The organism is Gemella haemolysans, assembly GCF_012273215.1.
GTDB classification, from domain to species: domain Bacteria; phylum Bacillota; class Bacilli; order Staphylococcales; family Gemellaceae; genus Gemella; species Gemella haemolysans_A.
This window is the reverse complement of record NZ_CP050965.1, coordinates 103,909-125,949: the sequence shown is the minus strand read 5'-3', so window position 1 is coordinate 125,949 and position 22,041 is coordinate 103,909. Positions and strand designations below refer to the sequence as shown.

Sequence of the window (22,041 nt, the reverse complement as noted above, 5' to 3'; positions counted from 1 at the left end):
TTATTTACATAACATATAAAAAAAGATTATTGACTATTTTAGCCAACAATCTTTTCTATATTATCTTTTAGATAATGACTCTCTATATTTAAGAGGTGTCATTTTCACTAGTGTTTTAAATATTCTAATGAAATAACTTGTATCGAAGTACCCAATATAATCTGCAACTTCTGAAATTGAAAAATCAGTATTCGCTAATAAATAGCACGCGTTAGATATACGTTTATCGTGAATATAATCTACAATACTAATTCCCATATCTTTATTAAAGATAGAAGAAAGATAACTCTTATTAACACCTAGATAATCACTAACATTATCTAAACTGATTTTTTCAGAAATTCGGTCATTGATATAAGCTATACAATTTCGAACCACAGCTTGTTTATCTTTATATTTATTTCTATCAACTAACAGACAGTAACTTCTAATAACATCTTCTGATAAGTCATAGTTATCAAGTTTATTTTTAATTTTAACCCATAATTCTTCAATTCCTAAGAAATCATCATTGTGTTGTTCAAGAGCATAACGTAATAAATCATTCATATTATATGATTTTCTACGACGAACGTTAACACCTTGATCAATGTGGCATTCTTCTACTCCGTGATTTCTACGACGTAAGTCAAAAAGCATATTAACACGAGAAATATTACCTTCTACTACAGCTTGTAAAATTTCATGTTTAAACTTAACTTCACTCTCTAGAATGCTATTTAAGTATGTATTTTTTCTAGATGATGTTCTTCTTACATTTTTCACACTAGAATCTTCAATTAAAACAATAGCATCTAAGAAGTCTACATTTTCATCTTCTACTAATAATTCTACTAAATAGTTGAATTTTTTTCTTGGTGTAATTGGTAATGAAAAATATATATCACATATTAATTCACTGATACTTGCACCATATTTTGTTAATGACTCTTGGAATAATTTAGTTGGTATTAAATATTCTAAGAAAGGAGTAATTAAATAGAAATCATCTTCATTATCACTCGGAATAAATAAACATGAAATCCCTAATCCACTTTGGCATTTCACAAGTTTCCCAGCATGTAACCCCTCTTTAATCTTAGGAAGATTTCTCTTAATAAATCTACTAAAAATACTGCTTAATTGTTCTTCACCTAAGTCAAAACGTATTTCTTCATCTGTATATTTATATGATAACACATCTCCATTTAAATCCAGAATATCCATAATTCGCTCAATTTTCTTTAATGAACTTCTCATTTTACCTACCTCCTAACGATTTATACTCTAATCTATTGTGATATCGCGTCTTGCATTTACAATATATGAAATTACAAAGAATACAAAACTATATGCTACTAACATAATAATTAACGCATTTGCATTGTCAAACTTAAACAATTCTTTTACAGTGTGACGACCTGCTTCACTTGAATAATATGAGCTAAATAAAGGCACATCAAACATGTGATATTTTGCCCATGAGAATTTTGAAACTGCAAATATTGTTAATGATTGAATTAATCCAGTTCCTAAAAGTGATAGCATAACTAATACTAATGATAGAATTTGAGTTTTGAATACTACACAAACTAACACTACCATGGCTACAAAGAAGATATACACTGCTAAATCAGCTAAATTTGTTATAATTATTTGTTTAACAACTGTTCTTCCGAAGTATCCTTCTTCTATAGTATCATTTAAATGATTTAACCCTATTTTATTTTTGAAGAATACATAGTTTTTAGTCACAAAATCAAATACTGTTCCTACTACTAGGAAAATAATATAGTTGATAAATGCTAATACTATTTTAGCAGTAAGTATTGCAGAACGTGATTTTGGTCTTGTATATAAGAACTTAATAGTTCCTTTTGAGTATTCTTGAGATAAGTTGTTTGCTAACATAATTAGTGAGAATACCATAGCTACTGAACCCGCAACAACTGTTATTCCACTAAGTATTTTTACCGCATCTACTCCATCTTCAAACTGTCTTTTAGCAATATAACTATTTAATAAAATAATTCCAAATGACAGTAAGAAATATAACCATGTAGTTTTCTTTTTATAATCTTTTATAAATTCATTTATTAATAATTTCATTATTTTCTCTCCCCTCCTGTGATTTGTAGGAATCGATCCTCTAATGATGTTGTTAATTCACGAATTGTCTCTAATTCAACATTATTAGTTACTAGATATGTAATAATACGAGATTTTTCTTCACGACTTAGGTTTTCAAATACGAATCCATCTTTAGACAGTTCATATCTGACACCTAATTCTCTTACTAATCTTTCTGTTTTTTCCACATCATGAGTTGAAATTAATGTTTTAATAACTTCATCTGCTACTAGGTTTTCTAATTTATCATCAGCAATAATTTTACCTTTTTCGATAACGATAACTCTATCAGAAACTTTTTCAATTTCATCTAATAAATGAGATGAAATTAATATCGATACACCAGTTGCAGCTATTTCTTTAAGTTTATTACGAAAATCTTGAACTCCTTGAGGATCTAATCCATTTACCGGTTCATCAAGGATAAGAACTTTAGGATCATTTAGCAATGCTTGAGCTAACCCTAAACGTTGACGCATACCTAAAGAATAAGTTTTAACTTTCTTTCTAATTACTTTACTTAAACCAACGAACTCTACTAGTTCTTTCATACGTGCTCTTGTTACTTTTTTACCACATACACGTGCAATTTGTTTTAAGTTAGCCCAACCTGACATATAATTATAAAATTCAGGTGTTTCAATCATCGCTCCAACTTCTTTAAGCATAGCAGTTCTTCCTAAACCTAAAGGTTTTTCAAAACAATAGACATCACCTTTTGATTTTTTAGTTAACCCTACCATCATTCTCATAATTGTAGTTTTACCACTTCCATTAGGCCCTAGTAATCCAATTATCTCACCTTCACGCATGTCGAATGTAATGTCTTCAACAATTGTTTTTAATCCAATACGTTTTTTAAGTCCTAATACCTCTAATACTACAGGTTTTTCCTCAACTTTTTCTACTTTTTTCCCTACTAACGCTTCTTCTTTCTTTATTGCTTGCACTAGCTCATTTTTATCTAGTACAACTGTTTCGGCATACTCATCAGTTACTTCTTCTGTAACAGTTGGTATAATCACTGTTTCTTCAAGATTTTCTCGTTCATTATGAGTCTTTCTAGTATAAGTAGAAGAATTCTCTATATCAACTTGCTTTCTTATTTTTTCAAGCAGGTTTGAATAATCATCTGATTTTTTACTATTTTTTGCCAATTCATCATTACTTAATAAATCTTTATTTTTTTCTGAATTTGTCATTATTTGTAGAAGATTCCTTTCTCATAAATTTTCTTTTATATTATATCATATTTATACTATTATTTCCATTAAATAATGAATAATTATTTTTTATTTTACTACTTTTATCTTGCAGATACGGCAAATCATAATTTAAGATTTTTATATTTATAAAAATCTCATAATATTATGAAAATCTGAAACCCACCTACAACAACATTTACAGTTTTTACATCCATTTATATTTTCTTAAAATTTTGATTATACTTGTACATACTTTAATATAAAAATTCTAAAAATTAATAGATAACGTGTATCTCCATATCATAACTTTATCTACCAATAAAATCCATATTTGTTTTTATAATAACTTTTTGAACACCTTTACCATAAAAATTTTTATTACAGATATAATGTACTTTTTCTCATTTACATAATCATAAATATATCATTCAATTATTATACTATATCAAAAATATAATTGTATTTAGATTTATGATATAATATAACGTGAGGTGATAAGTTATGAAAAAAACACTTAGAAAAAAATTTATATCCGAACGAAATAATTTAGAAAATGACTATAGAAATTCATCTACTAATAAAATCTTTACAATATTAGAAGATCAAGATTTCTTCAAATCCTCAGAAAAAATATTCATATACGTAGGATTTGGTAGCGAAATTTCAACTGAAATTTTTATAAAAAAATGGATAAACAAAAAACAAATATTTGTTCCTAAAATAGAAAACGTCAAGATGAATTTAATTCAGTTGAATTCCTGGGATGAACTTACTCCCGGGCATTTCAGAGTATTAGAACCAACTTCATCTGATTACTATAAAGGAAAAATAGACTTAGTTATTACACCTTCTATCGTTTTCGATAAAAATGGATATCGACTTGGTTACGGTAAAGGATACTACGATAAATATTTCTCATCTAGAGAATATGGTATTAGTGTCGGTTTATCTTACCATAAACTACTACAAGATAATGTCCCTAAAGAAGATCACGATAAAAAAGTAGATGTAATCATAACCGAGGAGAAAACTTTTATAATCAATGAAAAATATAATAGTAACAACTAGTGTAAAAACGAACCTAGAACTTAACGAAGAAGCTCAACAACTCGCGGATGATTTAAGATTAAAATATATTATTAGGAACAAGAAAACAATAAAACAACTACTATCTTCAGTAGATGGTGTACTTGTAGTCTATAAAAACAAATTAAGCTACTTCGAAGATGATTCTGAACTCTTCTTTCATTTAGACACAACAGCTCTTAAGATAAAAAATTCAGATAACGAACCGTTAGTAGAAATAATCAAAGAAAAAGAACAAAGCATTCTTGATTGTACTATGGGCCTAGCTGGAGACAGTATATTACTAAGTTATTATGGACATAAAGTTATATCTTTAGAAAAAAATAACATCATTCACCTAATCACAACCAACGGTCTAAAAAACTATATTTCTCCTAATGTAGAAATTAATAAAGCAATGCGTAAAATTAAAACTTATAATGTTGATTGTCTAGATTATTTAAAAAATTGTCCTGATGCTAGTTTCGACATTATATACTTCGATCCTATGTTTTCTCATAACATTACAGAATCAAGAAATCTTGAAGGTATACTTCCCTTAGCCGACACTACCTTTCCTTACGAAGAATTTATAAAAGAGGCGAAAAGAGTCGCAAGAAAAAAAATAATAGTAAAAGCACATTTTAAAGATAATATCTTCGAAAAATTTAATTTTACTCAAATAATAAGAAAAAACACAAAATTTCATTACGGATATCTTGACCTAAAATAAAAACCAAAAATCAAGCATTAAAGCTTAATTTTTGGTTTTTCATTTTTCATTTCTTTTACTGCTAAATAACCATCAAAACCTGTGATTTCTTTAAAATCACGATACAATAAATTTTCTTCAGATTTCGCACGAACTACACTTTTAAATTCTTTATATGCAGATTTAAACTCTGTAAGTTCCACACCTGACAAGTAACACTCTTCAATTAAGTCTAAGAACTTAATAATCGTTGTTATTTCCTCAGTATTATATAGCGTATAATCTATTGGATAATTGAACTCCATATCCTTACCTACTCAAAAGTATATCCGACACCACGAACAGTTCTAAGATTTTTGTCATAACCAATTTTTCGTAGTTCTTTTCTTAATCCTGAAATGTAAACCTCAATCGCATTAATAGTTGTTTCTGAATCAACACCCCATACACGATCAAAAATTTCTTCTTTCTCTAATACAATATTATTGTTTATAACGAAGAAAGATAATAATTCAAGATATTTTCCTTTAATAGATTCTAACGTTCCACCATTAGATGATACCAATTCGTTTTTAAGATCTAATACTAAATCTTTATACGTAATTTCATTTTCACCTTTTAGATTACTTTCACGTTGAAGTAAGTTAGACATAGTTGTTAGTAAAAGAGAAGCATCCGCTACACGTGGTAGATATTCCGTTACTCTATGCTTCATAACTCTTGCCTTTTCTTCAGTTGACTCAGCTATAGTGATTACAATTACTGGTATTTTTAGTTCTTTTTCTTCACGAATATAATCTAATAGATCTATTCCACCCATTCCGGGTAAGATACTATCCGTTATGATAAAATCATATACATTTTCATCAATATATTTTCGTCCATCTAGCCCATTATAACAAACATCCGCATCGAATTTTTCTGCGATTGCTGCTTTTAACGATGAAGCTAATAATTTATCATCTTCTACAATAAGCGCTTTAAGCATCAAAAACTCCTCCTTTTATTTTTTAACTTTTAATTCTCTAAGTAAATATTTTATAACTTTTCTAAAAAAAATACAACTAAAAACTACTATATTTTTCACTATTTTTTCATAATAAGAAAATACATAATACTAGATATCATTATCCCTACTAAAGCACCGCTACTGTCTATTAGTACATCTATGATATTACCATCTCTTCCAGCTACAAAAGTCTGATGAAATTCATCACTAGAAGCGTATACAACAGAAAATACAAAGCTCACTATTGCTGTTTTTCTATAATCTTTAAATTCATTACTTTTCACAAATAAATTTGATAGATAAGAAAATGAAAAAAATCCTAAAATCATATATTCACTAAAGTGACCTAATTTTCTTATGATTAAATCACTTGATATCTTCGAAGATTCCTCACCAACTTGATTGGAAAATAAAAATATCGCAGTGCAAATTAAAATCAACATTATTAATGAAAAGTATTTCTTATATAAAAGTCTAATAAAAATTTCTCCTTAGTATTTAATTTAATATTTTTTCCTACTTTATATCATACCACATTCCCTATCTTAATAATAACATTTGTAAGTAAAATAAGCAAAAAATTACTCTAGTTTTTTTTTCTAATCAGCTAAAAAACATAATATTTTCATTAGATTACAGATATAGTAAAAGTTATCTTCATTTATTATAAATTAAAATTTAATTTCATATATACACAAAATTATTATTTAGATATATTTTTCACCAAAAATGTGGTTTTATATGATATAATTAAAGAAAACGAATTCAAAAAATGGAGGTTTATTATGCCACGTATAGTTGCTAGAGGATTTAAAAAAGAAGATTTAAAAAAAGTTAGTGCTGAACTTTTTGATACAATTGCAGAAATAATCGAAAGACCAAGAGAAGCATTTACATTAGATTTAATCGAGAGTGTTGCTATTCTTGACGGAGAAGAAATTAGCAGAGCTAATCTTGAAATCGGTTGGGTACACCGCCCTGTAGAAGTTTGTGAGAAAGTCGCTACTGCCGTAAATGAACTTTTCAAACCATTAGGATATGAAACTGTAATGATTTCATTTAAAGATATCGATTTAGCATACGAGTTTGTATTCAAAAAATAACTATTAAAAAAGGAGTGATCCGAAAATCAGAATTCAGCAGAATCTTTTTTACGAATCGCTCCTTTATTTTTTTATCCTTTTACCTGAGTTTCATACATTTTTTTGTAGCTTCCCTCAAGAGCTAATAATTGTTCATGAGTTCCATTTTCTATAACTTTACCTTTTCTAAGGACGTAAATCATATCAGCATTTTTTATCGTAGATAACCTATGAGCTATTATAAGGGTTGTTCGTCCCTGTTTTAATTCTTCTATAGCTCGACTTACATTTTGTTCTGTTTCACTATCTATATTAGCCGTTGATTCATCTAAAATTAAAATTTTCGGATCTTTAGCTAAAGCTCTCGCTAGACAGATAAGTTGCTTTTCTCCTGTAGAAAAGTTACTACCACCCACTTCTACTTTTGAATCAAGAGAACGATTTTCTAAAATAAAATCTCCTCCAACTCTAGATAAAGCTTCTCTAGCAATTTTTTCATCGTTAGAAGTCGTAATATTTTCAAGTAAAGACCCTTCAAATAAAAATGAATCCTGAAGTACTATAGCCGTTTTTTCTCTTAGATACTCCTTACTATAATCATTTATATTTCTATTGTTTATTAATACATTACCTTTAGTGGCACTGTAAAATTTTACGATTAGATTCATTATAGTACTCTTACCGCTTCCTGTATGACCAACAAAGGCTACAGTTTGATTTTCTTTTATCTCGAGATTCAAATCACGAAGTACATAAAAATCATCTTTATAAGCAAAAGATACATTTTCAAATTTAATATTTCCTCGGAAATCTTCTTCAACTACTTCACTTGCTTTATCCTCTTCAATTTCTAATTTTAATATTTCTTGAATATTTATAGCCGCACCTTGCGCTCTGATATAATTAGAAATCCCCATTGTAAAGTCTGCGATTCTATAAATTATATCAGTAGTATAATTTATAAATAGATATACCATACCCAATGTAATACCATAAACATTATTAAAGTGTGAATACGAATAGTAATAAACAATACCTATGAAAATCACTATTCTAAATACTCCAGTTATATTATGAAGTAATAGACTATCTACTAGATTTAATTTTTTCCAATATTTATATCTTTCTTCATTATGTTTATTCCAATCTTCAATACTCTCTTTCTCTTTATTAAAAGCTTTGATGATTTCTAAATTTTGATAATTTTCATTTATAATCCCATTACTTTGAGAAAACTTACGTCTATATCCCTTAATACTATCTATAGATAACTTGTTGTATAGTTTTAAAATCACAAACATTACCGGGAATAGCGCTAGCATAAATAATCCAAAGCGTATATCTACATAAAATAATACAATATAAGAAAAAACAATCTTAAGGACAATTATTAATATCTGCACAAATGTCGAAACGAAAAATGTTCTAATTTGGTTTACATCACTTGTTATCCTAGATACTACAGAACCAGCAGGCATATTATCGAAATACTTAATCGGTAGACTTTGAATATGATCGTATACCTGCATCTGAATTCTAACGTAAACCTCGTTAGCTCCTTTTACTAAGTAAATATTTCTAATATAGTTAGATATCCCCGAACATAATAGAATAAGTCCATAACCAGCTACTACCACCAATGATTTCAGAATTATCTGACGTGTTAAATCTCCAGTAATTCCATCAAAAACTTTCGACAATACGTACACACCAGCAACACCTAGCCCCACATTTAATAGTGAAAAAACAAAACCTATTATATAAGATTTCTTTACTTTTTTCATATAAGGAAGAAATTGAAATAACGGATTTTTATTCTTCATTATCTTCTACCTCCTTATTTTGATATTCATCTAGTTGTTTATACCAAGGGCATTTTTCAAGAAGTTCATCATGTGTTCCGAAACTTAATATTTTACCATTGTCTAATACAACTATTTTATTAGCATGCCTTACTGCAGAAATTCTATGAGCCACTATTATATTAGTCTTACCTTCTCGGGTTTTTTTAATATTTTCTATAATAGTTTTTTCTGTATTAGAATCTACCGCACTTAAGCTGTCATCAAGTATTAAGATATCAGGATCAGATAACAATGCTCTCGCTATACCTAGACGTTGTTTTTGTCCACCTGATAAAGATAAACCATTTTCTCCTACAAGGGTATCAATACCATCTTTAAATCTACTAATATCTTTTTCTATGTCCGCTTGTTCCAACACCTCATCTAATCTATCCTCTAAATCATATCTATAAAATAATACATTTTCTTTTATAGATTTTGAAAACAACTGATATTCTTGTGGTGCATAACCAATTTTTTCTCTAACAGAATAATCATAGTATTTCTCAATCCCCTTACCATCAAGAAGAAGTGTATTTTCATCTATCGGATATAATCGCAACAGTTGCTTAATAAATGTCGTTTTCCCACTACCCGTTTTTCCTACTACTCCTATAGTTTCGCCTTTATTAATGGTAAAATTAATATCTTCTAGTACATGATTATTATCTTCATAACTGAAATTAAAATCCTTAAATTCAATACTACTATTAAACTCAAAATTACTTTCAGCTAGGTCATTATTAACATCAGCTTTTTTATCAGAGATTTCTAAGATTCTTTTCGTAGCTTGACGAACTTCTATAATCATAATAACTAACTCAGATAAAGCAATGTATGGCCACTGAATCATACCTATAACTACACAGACAGAAATCAACTCTCCTAATGTCATCATCCCTAAATTAATAAAGTAAAATCCTCCAGCTACAGCTATAATATAACTTGTAGCTAACGATACTGTATTAAGCGGTTGATAGACAAGAGTTTTTTTCATGTATTCTTCATTACTTCTAGCATAACTTCTAAGTTTTCCTACAAAACTATTTCTCACTTTATCTAACAAGCTATATGCTCTAATTACACGAATACCTTTAACATTTTCCAAAGTCTCCTCTGTAATTTCATCCATAGTTTTCGCCATCTTGTTATAATATTTTTCTTGCACATTTCGTCTACTCACTAAATAAATAGTTTGTATGACTAACGGTATGTGCATTAGCAGTAAATAGATAAAATTTGATTTATTAAATATAAGAACACTTATAAATAAATTGTAAATTATTCCATCAAAAATTAATAGAATACCATACCCAAAAAGTGGAGCAATATAGTTTGTAATATCATTAGTAGATCTACTTATTACCTCACCTATACTAAACTTATTAAAAAATACAGGAGTATGCCTATAGATATCATACTGGATATCATATGTCATATCTTTAATAACTTTGTCATAACCAATGAAAGTATAGTATTCTTTAAAGAAATAGACTATATATAATGCAATCCCAGCTAAAATAATTCTAAGAATTTCATTAACTACACCATTAAAATCAATATTTCCACTCGCTATACCATCAACAATATAGCTCAATCTATCAGTTGGATATAACGTAAAATAATAAGATGCTATCGAAACTACCAACGCAATTATTATACGTTTTTTATCCCTATATATTAGACCAGCTATCTTATTTAATATTTGTTTATTGTTTATTGTTGTACTCACTTATTCACCCTCTTTCTTCTAGAATTCAATTATATTTTAATAATTATAACACATTTATCTTTTAAGGTTTAATAAAAAACAAGGGAGTGACTCAAAAATCGTGATTTCTTAAGAAACAAGATTTTGTCGAGTCACCCCCGCACAGTTTATTAGATATCTAAAAAGCTTTTATAAAGTGAATTTAGATATCAATAAACCACTGCGTCTATGAGTTCTCATATGAACTTTGTTAAATTTTAGGACTTTTGGGTCTGCCCCTTGCTTTATCTTACTTAGTATTTTCTTTTTTAAATTGTTCAATAGCCTCTTTCGCAAGCTTATCCACAACTTCATTCAACTCAATTCCGGTATGAGCTTTTACCTTCACAAAATTAACCTTTACTGCCATCTTCACCTTACTATAAAATTTTACATAATCTTGAGTATAAGGAAGATTTGCTTTCCAATCTCCAACTGCCCACGCTTCTATCCCTTGATAATCGTAAAACAATGTAATCTCTTTAATTTTTTTATCAACAGCATACCACATAACGAATTTTGCAGCTTCCAATTCTCCAGCAACATTATGTAATTGTGCATAATCTTCACGATTCCCAGCATGTTTATATTCATATTTTTTATCGCCATCTACTATGACCACACCTGAACCATATATACCACTAACTCTGTCGAAACTACCATCGATATAAGCATATACACCATCAACTTCTTCAATATTTTCAATTTTTTCTTCATTTCTTTCTAGGAAAGCTTCAGCTTCTGACAAAGTTTTAAAACTTTTATAAACCGCACCTTTAAATCCAGTCACCTGCTCTTTACATTCATCCCAAGTTGAGAATATACCTGTTTTTTTACCTTTTTTTACTGCATAAAATTTCGCCATCTTGCTCTCCTTATAAAAATATTTCCTTTTAGATTATACTACATGAAAAATATTAAGTAAATTTTTAAAAAGAAAATTTAAAATAAACTAAGAAAAATTATTTTTTTAAATTGAATACATTTTTTAAATAGGAAAAATTATAAATAAGCCTATACAAATATTTCTTTGGCTTTTTTACTAAATAATAAAAATACTAAATTTAAAATATTATTTTAAATTAGTAAGTATAATTTTATTAATTCAAGAAATTTTATTTTATTTTTTATATAAAAGATACTGATAATCTATTTCAATTGAAACGTTTTTATGTTATAGTATAGATGTCTATTATTTTTAAAGGTTGATTTAATAGTGTTTATGTAAATAGTTTTTATAATATCATGTATTTTTAATCAACTCTAGAAAATTAATATTAGAATAAATTATTATATTATATACAAAAGGAGAATATCCATGAAAACAAATAAATTATTAAAATCTAGTATGGGTGTTGCATTAGCACTTACTATATCTTCTATCACAGCTCAAGCTTGGCCAACAAATAGCAATATAGCAAAAGCTGATTTCGGAGATAAAGCAGCTACTGAACAAACTAAGGCTGAACTAAATGAAATAATAAATAAAATCTTTAACGATCAGTCTATCACAAATAGATATTTAGGAACTACTTTTTTCCACAAAACTTCTAACTTTCCATATTACCACGTAACATTTGAAAATCATCAAGTTCCAGATGATGTTATCGATACAACTCCTTGGTATAATATGTGGAGCGAAGCTGCTGCTGCAAAAGCAAAACTAGATGCTAATTCTTATACAGAAAAAACTGCACAAAATGCAATTAACACTTTAAAATATTATATTCAACTTTATAACTTCGATGTGAATCACGATTTAAAAGATGACGGTTTTTACACTACTACTGACTTCAAAACACCAACAATGGTAACTGTTTCTAGCGATGGTCAACAAGATTTCTATAAAAAAGTAGTTGATAACAAAGAAGAAATTAAAAATCTATTTAAAGAGTCTTTAGTAGGTATCTACAAACAAGGGCAAGATATTGAAATTAATCTTGTTGCTAACCCTGATAAAGTTAGTAAAATTACAAGCTTTGTTGTTAATAAAGTTTCTGGTTTAGATACAAATGTTAAACTAGGTCCTTCTGCTGAAGATCAACACCTTGTTGCCTTTAGCGTTCCTGGCGAATTAAAAGCTGAACAATTAGTTGTTTCTAATATGACTTATATTGATAAAAATGGAGTCAAACAACAAACAGGTCCATTTGCTTTAGATATTAACTACTCAGCTGCTAAAAAAAGTAATGAAGCTATCCCTAAATACAGAGAAAAATTAGACGAAAAAATTCAAAATTGGATTGATCGTGGTAATAAAGTTAATGAATGGTTACTAACAAAAGAGAATACTTCAGATACAGCTGCAGACTTCTCACAAAGAGCTAAAATTAGCGAAGCTATAACAAAACTACAAGAATTAAAACGTTCAGATAGTGCTAACTACGATAAACTTTATGAAATTTCTACTCCTATTCATGAAATGGAAGACATTGCAACATTAAGAGAGGTTCTAGATATTAAAGTTGCAAAACTATTAGAATTCTTTGATCTTTATAACGAAAAAACATACACTAAAGAAAGTATCGAAAACTACAAAAATTACATTAAGAGTGTTCCTGCATTAAAAAATACAAGAAACATAAAAGAATTAGTTCAGCTAATAAAAGACTTCGACAATGCTAACTTCACTTACTTAAGATACAATACTACAGAATTACAACGTATCATCGGCATTGCAGATAAAAAAATAAGAAGTGAATACGAACCTGTGTCTCTTGAAAAATTTGATCAAGCATTAAATCACGCTAAAGACTGGATTAACCAAACAAACAGTTATAACCCTCAAATCAATGAGACATCAGACCTTGTTAAACAATTAACTGAAGCGATAAATAATCTTACTACAAAAGATGGTAGAAAAGGAGAACCAGTTCCTGCCGCACCTGTTGAAAATACTACTAAGCCAGCAGAGCCATATAATGTAACTGCAAAATTCGTAGAAAGAGGTAGCGACAAACCTATTAAAACAAGATACAGTCGTGATTTAACAGAACTTATAAAAAATGTAGAAGTTCACGAATTAGGAAATGGTAAAAACGAAGTAATATTAACATTAGAACCTAAAATTATGGGTGGAGCTATTGATTTTGCTCTAGCAGACACTTTCAAATACAATAGTCTAGGAAATACAGATGCCGATGCCGTTGTTTTAGAGACAAAAAATATTGGAGGTCGCGACTACCCTACTAAATTAAAACTTACAGTCGATGCTACTAAGAAAAATATTGAAATAGCCCTTCTAGGAAACTTCAATTTTAAAGATTCATTCTCATTAGGAAAAAATGGAATCGATAACTTTACAAGTCCAACAGATTTATATATCGATTACTCTACAAAATTAGAAGCTAAAAAAGAATCACCTCTAAAAGCTTCTATAAGAGATAAAATTAATTACTACACAAGTAATACAGTCCAAGATAACTATAAAGATTTAAAACCAGTGTTCAAAACTTCATTCAATCAATTAATTACTAAGGCTCAACAACTTTTAAATAGTGATTCACTAACTAAAGACGAAGTAGATAACATTATTAATAAACTTTTAGATGAAACTACTAAATTAGATTCATTGGCTAACCTTCATAAATCACTACAAAATGCAAAAGAACAGTATGAAAATGATTGGAAGAACAACTCACACTTTACTAGCGAAAGTAAAGCATTAGTTAAAGAAAAATTAGATGCAGTTGAAAGTAAAATAAACTCTCTAGATCCAGTGGATATAGAAGGCAAAAAAGAAACTTACTCAAACGAATTCGACAAAGAAGGAACTGTAACAGTATATAAAAAACTAGATGAACTAACAGGAGATGTTCAACATTTAGGAGACTATCTTCGCATCAATACTGAAGAACTTTCTGGAGAAATTAAAAAAGCTGAAGAAGCTTACAACAATTTCAACAAAATTACTCAATCAAAACTTAAACTTAAACAATTAATAGATGAAGCAAAAGCATATGTTGAACATGCCAAACTAACACCTGATTCTAATGATACTGACGATCAAGTAAATACCGATTTGACAGATTACTACAAAGAACAATTTAAATTTGCTATAGAAGACTTAAATGGTTCTCAAAACCCTGAAGCAGAACAAGTTTCAGCTAAAGAACAACTTAAGAAAAAAATTGCTGAAGTTGAACTGATAAAACAAGGTAAAAAAGAACCGGCAGCCTTTGTTACTTTAACTAATGAACTAACAAAAGCTAAAGAATTATTAAACAATGATTCGTCTACTGAAGAAGCGTTACTTACTGAATTAAACAAACTGAATACCGCTGTGAATGCATTTAACAATTCTGCTGATTCAACTCAAAATCAACCAAGTAATCCATCAGAATCTCCTTCTACAGATTCTAATAATAAAGTTCAATTAGAAGGTTCATTATTAAAACAAGATTTAACTAGTCCTTCTATGGCTAATGGAATAATTAAAAACGTATATCTAGTAACTGAAAATGGAAAAAATTACTTAGAATTAGATCTTGTTCCTATGAATAATGGAACAACTAATGTTGCTGTTATGAGTAAACTTACATATTTTGATGGTAATACTGAAAAAGATGTTCAAGTATTAAAAGAAGATACTGCCGACGTTACTTACAATAATGTAACTAATTCTTATAAATATCCTTCAAAAATTAGAATACCTATCGAAGGAAAACCATCTACAATAAAACTTAACACTTTTGCAAGCAGTACATTATTCGGTACTGACAAGCATGAAAACATAGCTGTATTATCTGTAAAATATCCTAAAGAAAATGCTGTTATCACTGCAGATAAAAAACAACTAAACGCACTATTCGAAGCTACTACAAGTAAATACTATGATAGTTGGAATAATGTATTTAAAAATGCAAACGTGAGCCAAGATATGGCGGTAATTAAAAACTTCGGTAACAAAATCAACGCGGCACAAAATGTATTGAAAAATAATATTGCCAGCACAGAAGAAATTTCTACTGCATTTACTGAACTATCAGATTTAAAAAATCAATATGATTTACTTATTCAACTAAGAACTTCAAACGCTGAAGCTGTAGCTAACTTCAATTCTGATAAAGATAGTAAAAACTACAGTGAAGAAAGCATCAACGCTGTAGATAGCTATCTTCAAGGTAAAATCGATAAACTAGAAGACTTAGTACACAACAACCCTAAATCTAATGAAATCTTGAAATTATTTAATGATGTTCAAACATACTATAACCTTCTTAGATACGACACTTCAAAACTAGATGAAGCTGTTAAATCAGCCAACGATAAACTTGCCGCTAATAAATATACAGATGAATCTAAAAACAATTTAACTACAGCTATTAGTAAAGCAACTGAATTCATAAACAAAGCTAAAGAAACAAGAAATCTAGAAGACACTCGTTCTAGTTTATTAAAAGAAATCGAAGAAGCGGTTAATGGATTGAAAGAAGCACCTGCTCCTGAAGCAAATAAACCAAGTGGCAACACTGATACATCTAATAATAATGAGACTAATAAACCAAGTGATAAAGTTGATACGCCATCTAACAGCGAAGTTAACAAACCTAACGACAAAGTTGACACTCCTGCTAACAGTGATGCCAACAAACCTAACGACAAAGTTGACACTCCTACTAACGGTGATGTCAACAAACCTAATGATAAAGTCGACACTCCATCTAACAGCGAAGTTAACAAACCTAACGACAAAGTCGACACTCCATCTAACAATGATGCCAACAAACCTAGCGACAAGGTCGACACTCCATCTAATAGTGATGCCAACAAACCTAACGATAAAGTTGACACTCCTAGCGATAAAGTTGACACTCCTAGCGATAACAAACCAACTGAAAATGATAATGATGAAGTTGCGAAAAAATTTGCTACTGAAAGAGCAAACCTTCTTTTACCTTTAGAAACAGCTAAAATCTTAGTTAATGATGACAAAGATAAAGAAGGAATTAATAAAGAAGCATATGCTAAACTAAAAGAAGCCACAGAAAAAGCTCAAAAAGTATATGATGAAGAAAAATCTATAGAGAAAATTTTAGAAGAAAAATCTAACATAGATAAAGCATTAGAAGAGTATACTAAACATAAAAATGATAAAGAAACTGTCCCAGGAAATAATAAACCTGAAGATAAGCCTGCTCCAGATAATAAACCTGATAATAATTCAAGTAATAATGGAGCTGTAGACAATACAAAACCAAGCGACAATTCTAATAATAGCACAGCTAATGATAATGTAAATAACTCTTCAAATAATACTAATAACAATTCTACTGAAGTAAAACCTGGAAACAACGAAAACACAGGAAATAACAAACCTGAAAATAAACCTACTCCAGATAATAACCCTGCTAATAATTCAAGCAATAATGGATCTGGAGATAATACAAAACCAAGTGATATTTCTAATGGTAGCACAGCTAATAATAATGCAAATAACTCTTCAAATAATGCTAATAACAGTTCTACTGAAGTAAAACCTGGAAACAACGAAAACACAGGAAATAACAAACCTGAAAACAAACCTACTCCTGATAATAAACCTAATAATAATTCAAATTCAGGAAACACTAACACAAATAACGTAACTCCATCTGAAAATATTATAAACAATATATTCTCTGATGACGCATCAGGAGTTAAAGTTACTTTAACAGATAAAACAACTGCAGCAAAACTTTCTGCAACTACTGTAGAAGATAAAGCCTTAGCAAGTTCAGTTCTAGAAAAATTAAACTTACCTACAGACAATCAAATCAGAATATTAGATTTAAAACTTCTAGACAAAGACAATAATGTAGTTAATTCAAAAGCAAACCGTACAGTAGCCATTGTCTTAAAAGAAGATGAAAAAGATGTAGATGTTTATCACATAAAAGATAACGGAGAGTTAGAACTTATGAAGTCAACTATAAAAGATGGAAAAGTAATATTTGAAATAGATCACTTCAGTAAATTCGCAATAGTTTCTAATAAATCTAGACAAAACAACGAAAACAGTGGTAATACTTCAAACAACAATAATACGTCTATCGACACTGATAATCATGATGCAACTCACAATGATTCTAATAGTGGTAATAGCAGTGTTGCGCATAATTATTCTAACATTGATAATACTACTTTAGGACATAATGACTCAAATAACAAACAAACTACCCCTGCAATTCAAAGTAACCAACCTAATAAAGTTACACCGCTAAACAGCAGCTTAGCATCAAGTATAAATAATTCAAAATTAGGAAAACACTTAGCTAAAACTGGACTAGCAAATAATAATTTAGCTTCATTAGCTGCGGTAGGATTAGTATTAGGTGGCGCACTATTACTTGGTAGAAGAAAATATAGAAAATAATCTTATTTCTAATATAAATTTATTAAATTAACTCTAAGAGAGGCAATTTTGAAAACTTACTTCTTAATTGCCCTCTTTTACATTACCTACAATCCATGTGGAAAATTATTAGTTCCAAAGTGAAAATATAGAAAAAATTTGAAAATATCCTATCAGAAATAAACTCCTATTTATTGAATTTTTATCAGTTTTGTTGTAAAATTGAATTGCTTATGAAAAAAATATTACAGAATTTTTTTTATTTTATTAATGAAAACTTAGGAGATACTATAATGAGTAAATATCATTTTATAGGTATTAAAGGTTCCGGAATGAGTTCTCTTGCACAAATTGCTTATGATATGGGTAATGAAGTGCAAGGTTCAGACGAGGAAACATACTTTTTTACACAAGAAAAATTAGAACAAAGAAACATCCCAATGTACTACTATGGGGCAGAAAATATTAAAGAAGGATATGAAGTAGTTCTAGGGAACGCATTCGATGAAACACATGTTGAATACAGAAGAGCTAAAGAATTAGGTTTAACTACTTACACTTACTCTCAATTCCTTGGTAAACTTCTTTCTGAGATTCCTTCAATCGCAATCACAGGAGCTCATGGTAAAACTACTACAACTACTATGACAAGTAATATTTTTAAACACAGTCACGTTACTTCATACCTAATCGGAGATGGAACTGGACACGGTGAGAAAAATTCAGAGTATATGATAGCTGAAGCTTGTGAATACTACAGACACTTCTTAGCATATCATCCAGATTATGCTGTTGTAACAAATATTGACTTTGACCACCCAGATTATTTTAATGACGAACACGATATGTTTGATGCATTCCAAAGTTTTGTAAATCAGGTTAAAAATACGGTTGTTATTTGTGGTGATGATCGCTTAGCTTCGCAACTTAAACCTGCACAGGCAAAAACTATAAAATATGGATTCAACGATGGAAATGACTATCAAATAAAAAATGTCCAAACTACATCAGAACATAGTAAATTCGACATTTACAAAAACTCTGAACTACTTGGAACATTTACTATGTCAGTATTTGGGTTACATGATATTTCTAATGCGACATCAGCTATTGCTTTAGCCGATCTAAATGGAATTAGTGTAGAGAAAATTCAAGAATCTCTTAGTCAGTATAAACCTGCAGAAAGACGATTCAGCGAACACAAAATTGGAAATAGTGTAGTTGTAGATGATTATGCTCACCATCCTAGTGAAATTAAAGCTACAATCAATAGTGCACGTAGAAAATATGCTGATAAAGAAGTTATCGCAATTTTCCAACCACATACATACACACGTACAGCTAAATTCTTAAACGAATTTGCCGAGAGCTTAGAGACTGCAGACAAAGTATTCCTTTGCCCAATCTTTGCTTCGGTACGTGAAAAAGAAAAAATTGTAGGTATTGAAGACTTACAAAAAGTGACTAAAGGTTCTCAAATTATAAATAGTGAAGAAGATTTCGATAAACTAAACTTTGATAATAGTGTATTTCTATTTATGGGAGCAGGAAATATCAATAAACTTTGCCACAAATTTATAGAACAAAAATCAAAATAATTAGTTGTATTTATAATAAACTTAAAATATAATTGATTATAATAACCCAAGGAGGAAAACTTTATGTTAGATATAAACTGGTTAATTTTAGCATACGCTGGAATCTTTTTAGCAGGTGTTGGTGTTTTAATCCTATGTATAAGTACCGCTATTACACTTAAAACTGTTAGAAAATCTGTAGTTGTTGCTACTGAATGTGTAGAAGATGTTACGAACATCGCAGAAGATGCTCTTGCTCTTGCTAAAGATTTAAATGAAACAGTTAAAAAAGTTGAAGGTAACTTAGAGCCAATTATGGCAGAAGCTAATATTTTATTACAAAACACAAACATCCTAGCTGAAGATTTACAAGTTAAATCTGAAAAATTAGATCCACTATTCAACTCAGCAGAAGGATTAGCATCATCAATCAACGGATTACAATCATCTGTTGATAATATGAAATCAAATGTTACTGGATTCAAAAAAAATACTGATCAAAAAATAGAAAATCTTTCTGAAAAAGTAGAAGAAAATAAAGCTAAAGCTTCTAATCTACTTAATAAATTCTTAAAGAAAAATAAAGTTGAAGTAAAAAAATAATATTTTAATTGGAATAAAATAATAATTCAAAATAACAAAAATTAAAAAATATTTTATATCAAGTATTCTTTAAAAAGTATTTTATAATCTGTTATAAAATTTAGAGGAGCGACACAAAATAATTAATTTGTGTTGCTCCTCCTTTGTTACTAGCGAAATCTTATCTATTATCTCTTAATTTTATATTTATCTCACTTATACTATTTTTAACACTAAAATATCGAACTATTCCTATTAAAACATAAACCACAGTAGCTGTAATCAGCATTAAAATTAAAGTAGTAAGACTACTAAACCATTTCAAATAATAACCCGCTAACACAAGTGGTAACATAATAAGAAAATAATGTGATACAAATACTATTACTATGTTATCATTTAACTTACTTTGAAATACTTTACCAGCTAATCCTTGTAATAAACCTAAAATAGCATATACTAAGGTTTGAATTAATACTGCCGTATTTAGATTATCAAAACTCTGAATATACAATGGCATACCAGGATAAAACTGACCATATAAAATACCAAATATTAGATTAATAACATTTCCTACTCCTATCCCTAACAACATAAATATTACAATTTTTTGAAATAATTTCATTTTAATACCTCCTATAATCCTAATTTCATCTTAAATTCTTTTAACATTCTACGTGATACATAACTTATATCCGAATTTTTATAATTTATAACTATTGTTCCTCTTAATCCTAAATCTAAGCTATGAATATATTTAACATTAGCTATTTCACTTTGAGATATTTTTATAAAATCCTTAGTTAATGTACTCTGCACTTCATATAATTTTTTTCTAACAATAAATCTACCTTCAACTGTAACTACATATACTTTTCTATCTTCAACATATACCCTTATAATATCCTCCATATTTAATAAACGTACTTTGTCATCTAAAACTCCTATAAAGTAACCTTCCTTATTTTCTATATAATTCACTAAGTTTTGAATCTCATCATTCACTTTATTTGTTGATATAGTAACTATTGTTTCTCCAAATTTCTTATCTATATTTAATTCAACTTTCATATCTTTAGCTCCTTTCATAATTATATTTTATATAATAAATATTTAAAAATCTATAGATAATGCATATTCGGTTAGTTTTCTTGTTTATTCGGTAATTTATATACTAATTACAAATACAGTATATTTTACTTAATAAATACATATATTATTTTTAAAAAAATATAAATAATTTATAAAAAATATATTTAAATAATATGACAATTAAGATTAGAATACGTTTACTTAATTTTTTTTTATTTTTTTTAACTTTATACTTGATTTTATTTCAATTTTAATATATTATACTGAGGTATTTAAAATTTTATAGAAGGAGAATTATTTTTATGTTAAACGAATTTAAAAAATTTGCATTAAAAGGAAACGTATTAGACCTAGCTATCGGGGTTATCATGGGGGCAGCTTTCGGTAAAATCGTAAGTTCATTAGTAACTGACGTTATGATGCCACTTATCGCTCTTATTTTCCCAGCTAAACCAGACTTCACTAACTTAGCTTGGCAAGGTATTAAATACGGTAACTTTATCCAAATCACAATCGACTTCTTAATCACAGCAATCGCAATCTTCATCTTCGTTAAAGCAATCAACACAGCTAAAGATAAAATGTCTAAAGAAGAAGCTGAAGAAGAAACACCAAAAGTTGATGCTAAAGAAGAACTTCTTAAAGAAATCCGTGATTTATTAAAAAAATAATAGATTAAAA

The 22,041-nt window shown here is 28.6% G+C and carries 18 protein-coding genes; 7 read left to right on the top strand and 11 right to left on the bottom strand.

From position 1 onward, the window contains the following. Positions 1 to 60: 60 nt before the first annotated feature. Genes FOC48_RS00665 through FOC48_RS00655 form a run of 3 tightly spaced genes read right to left on the bottom strand, consistent with a single transcriptional unit; the run spans position 61 to position 3,311 of the window. On the bottom strand, positions 61 to 1,239 hold the full coding sequence (locus tag FOC48_RS00665) for a helix-turn-helix transcriptional regulator (protein WP_003147915.1): 1,179 nt from the start codon (positions 1,237 to 1,239) through the stop codon (positions 61 to 63). Between the two features lie 27 nt (positions 1,240 to 1,266). Then, positions 1,267 to 2,088, bottom strand: a complete 822-nt coding sequence (locus FOC48_RS00660; RefSeq protein WP_003147916.1) for an ABC transporter permease — start codon at positions 2,086 to 2,088, stop codon at positions 1,267 to 1,269. Further along, positions 2,088 to 3,311 carry an ABC transporter ATP-binding protein gene (locus FOC48_RS00655; RefSeq protein WP_003147918.1) on the bottom strand — a complete coding sequence of 408 codons (1,224 nt, stop codon included), beginning with the start codon at positions 3,309 to 3,311 and terminating at the stop codon, positions 2,088 to 2,090. The genes FOC48_RS00660 and FOC48_RS00655 overlap by 1 nt, the downstream gene beginning before the upstream one ends. Positions 3,312 to 3,815: 504 nt before the next feature. On the opposite strand from FOC48_RS00655, the gene FOC48_RS00650 reads away from it, so the two are divergent. Together FOC48_RS00650 and FOC48_RS00645 are read left to right on the top strand one after the other, a co-directional pair. Then, positions 3,816 to 4,382 carry a 5-formyltetrahydrofolate cyclo-ligase gene (locus tag FOC48_RS00650; RefSeq protein WP_003147919.1) on the top strand — a complete coding sequence of 189 codons (567 nt, stop codon included), beginning with the start codon at positions 3,816 to 3,818 and terminating at the stop codon, positions 4,380 to 4,382. Continuing rightward, positions 4,357 to 5,112, top strand: a complete 756-nt coding sequence (locus FOC48_RS00645; protein WP_172497792.1) for a class I SAM-dependent methyltransferase — start codon at positions 4,357 to 4,359, stop codon at positions 5,110 to 5,112. The genes FOC48_RS00650 and FOC48_RS00645 overlap by 26 nt, the downstream gene beginning before the upstream one ends. 17 nt (positions 5,113 to 5,129) lie before the next feature. Here the strand turns inward: FOC48_RS00645 and FOC48_RS00640 are convergent, their stop codons facing one another. From FOC48_RS00640 to FOC48_RS00630, 3 genes are all read right to left on the bottom strand, one after another. After that, entirely contained in the window at positions 5,130 to 5,396 is a 267-nt protein-coding gene (locus tag FOC48_RS00640) for a UPF0223 family protein (RefSeq protein WP_003147924.1), read from the bottom strand. Between the two features lie 8 nt (positions 5,397 to 5,404). Further along, positions 5,405 to 6,079, bottom strand: coding sequence for a response regulator transcription factor (locus tag FOC48_RS00635; RefSeq protein WP_003147925.1), 675 nt, complete (start codon positions 6,077 to 6,079; stop codon positions 5,405 to 5,407). A gap of 98 nt (positions 6,080 to 6,177) precedes the next feature. After that, a complete protein-coding gene (locus tag FOC48_RS00630; RefSeq protein ID WP_003147926.1) occupies positions 6,178 to 6,543 on the bottom strand; it encodes a VanZ family protein in 366 nt (121 codons plus the stop codon). A gap of 342 nt (positions 6,544 to 6,885) precedes the next feature. Here FOC48_RS00630 and FOC48_RS00625 point away from each other — a divergent pair, with 342 nt between their 5' ends. After that, a complete protein-coding gene (locus FOC48_RS00625; RefSeq protein WP_003147927.1) occupies positions 6,886 to 7,203 on the top strand; it encodes a DUF1904 family protein in 318 nt (105 codons plus the stop codon). 71 nt (positions 7,204 to 7,274) lie between these two features. Here FOC48_RS00625 and FOC48_RS00620 read toward each other — a convergent pair whose 3' ends face one another. From FOC48_RS00620 to FOC48_RS00610, 3 genes are all read right to left on the bottom strand, one after another. Then, entirely contained in the window at positions 7,275 to 9,005 is a 1,731-nt protein-coding gene (locus FOC48_RS00620) for an ABC transporter ATP-binding protein (protein WP_003147928.1), read from the bottom strand. Continuing rightward, positions 8,995 to 10,758 carry an ABC transporter ATP-binding protein gene (locus FOC48_RS00615; protein WP_003147929.1) on the bottom strand — a complete coding sequence of 588 codons (1,764 nt, stop codon included), beginning with the start codon at positions 10,756 to 10,758 and terminating at the stop codon, positions 8,995 to 8,997. Before FOC48_RS00615 ends, FOC48_RS00620 begins: the two co-directional genes overlap by 11 nt. A gap of 268 nt (positions 10,759 to 11,026) precedes the next feature. Then, positions 11,027 to 11,641, bottom strand: coding sequence for a ribonuclease H1 domain-containing protein (locus FOC48_RS00610; RefSeq protein ID WP_003147930.1), 615 nt, complete (start codon positions 11,639 to 11,641; stop codon positions 11,027 to 11,029). Between the two features lie 453 nt (positions 11,642 to 12,094). Here FOC48_RS00610 and FOC48_RS00605 point away from each other — a divergent pair, with 453 nt between their 5' ends. From FOC48_RS00605 to FOC48_RS00595, 3 genes are all read left to right on the top strand, one after another. Next, entirely contained in the window at positions 12,095 to 18,130 is a 6,036-nt protein-coding gene (locus FOC48_RS00605; protein ID WP_003147931.1) for a PspC-like choline-binding domain-containing protein, read from the top strand. Between the two features lie 272 nt (positions 18,131 to 18,402). Continuing rightward, positions 18,403 to 19,707 (top strand): UDP-N-acetylmuramate--L-alanine ligase, encoded by a 1,305-nt coding sequence (murC, locus tag FOC48_RS00600; RefSeq protein WP_003147932.1) that lies wholly within the window; start codon positions 18,403 to 18,405, stop codon positions 19,705 to 19,707. Positions 19,708 to 19,770: 63 nt separating this feature from the next. Then, positions 19,771 to 20,289, top strand: a complete 519-nt coding sequence (locus FOC48_RS00595) for a DUF948 domain-containing protein (protein WP_003147934.1) — start codon at positions 19,771 to 19,773, stop codon at positions 20,287 to 20,289. A gap of 160 nt (positions 20,290 to 20,449) precedes the next feature. Here the strand turns inward: FOC48_RS00595 and FOC48_RS00590 are convergent, their stop codons facing one another. Both FOC48_RS00590 and FOC48_RS00585 read right to left on the bottom strand, forming a co-directional pair. Beyond that, positions 20,450 to 20,893, bottom strand: coding sequence for a DUF3021 family protein (locus FOC48_RS00590; protein WP_003147935.1), 444 nt, complete (start codon positions 20,891 to 20,893; stop codon positions 20,450 to 20,452). An 11-nt stretch (positions 20,894 to 20,904) separates the two neighbouring features. Further along, positions 20,905 to 21,339, bottom strand: a complete 435-nt coding sequence (locus FOC48_RS00585; protein ID WP_003147936.1) for a LytTR family DNA-binding domain-containing protein — start codon at positions 21,337 to 21,339, stop codon at positions 20,905 to 20,907. 323 nt (positions 21,340 to 21,662) lie between these two features. Between FOC48_RS00585 and mscL the strand changes: the two genes are divergently transcribed. Beyond that, positions 21,663 to 22,031, top strand: a complete 369-nt coding sequence (mscL, locus tag FOC48_RS00580; RefSeq protein ID WP_003147937.1) for a large conductance mechanosensitive channel protein MscL — start codon at positions 21,663 to 21,665, stop codon at positions 22,029 to 22,031. Positions 22,032 to 22,041 lie beyond the last annotated feature (10 nt).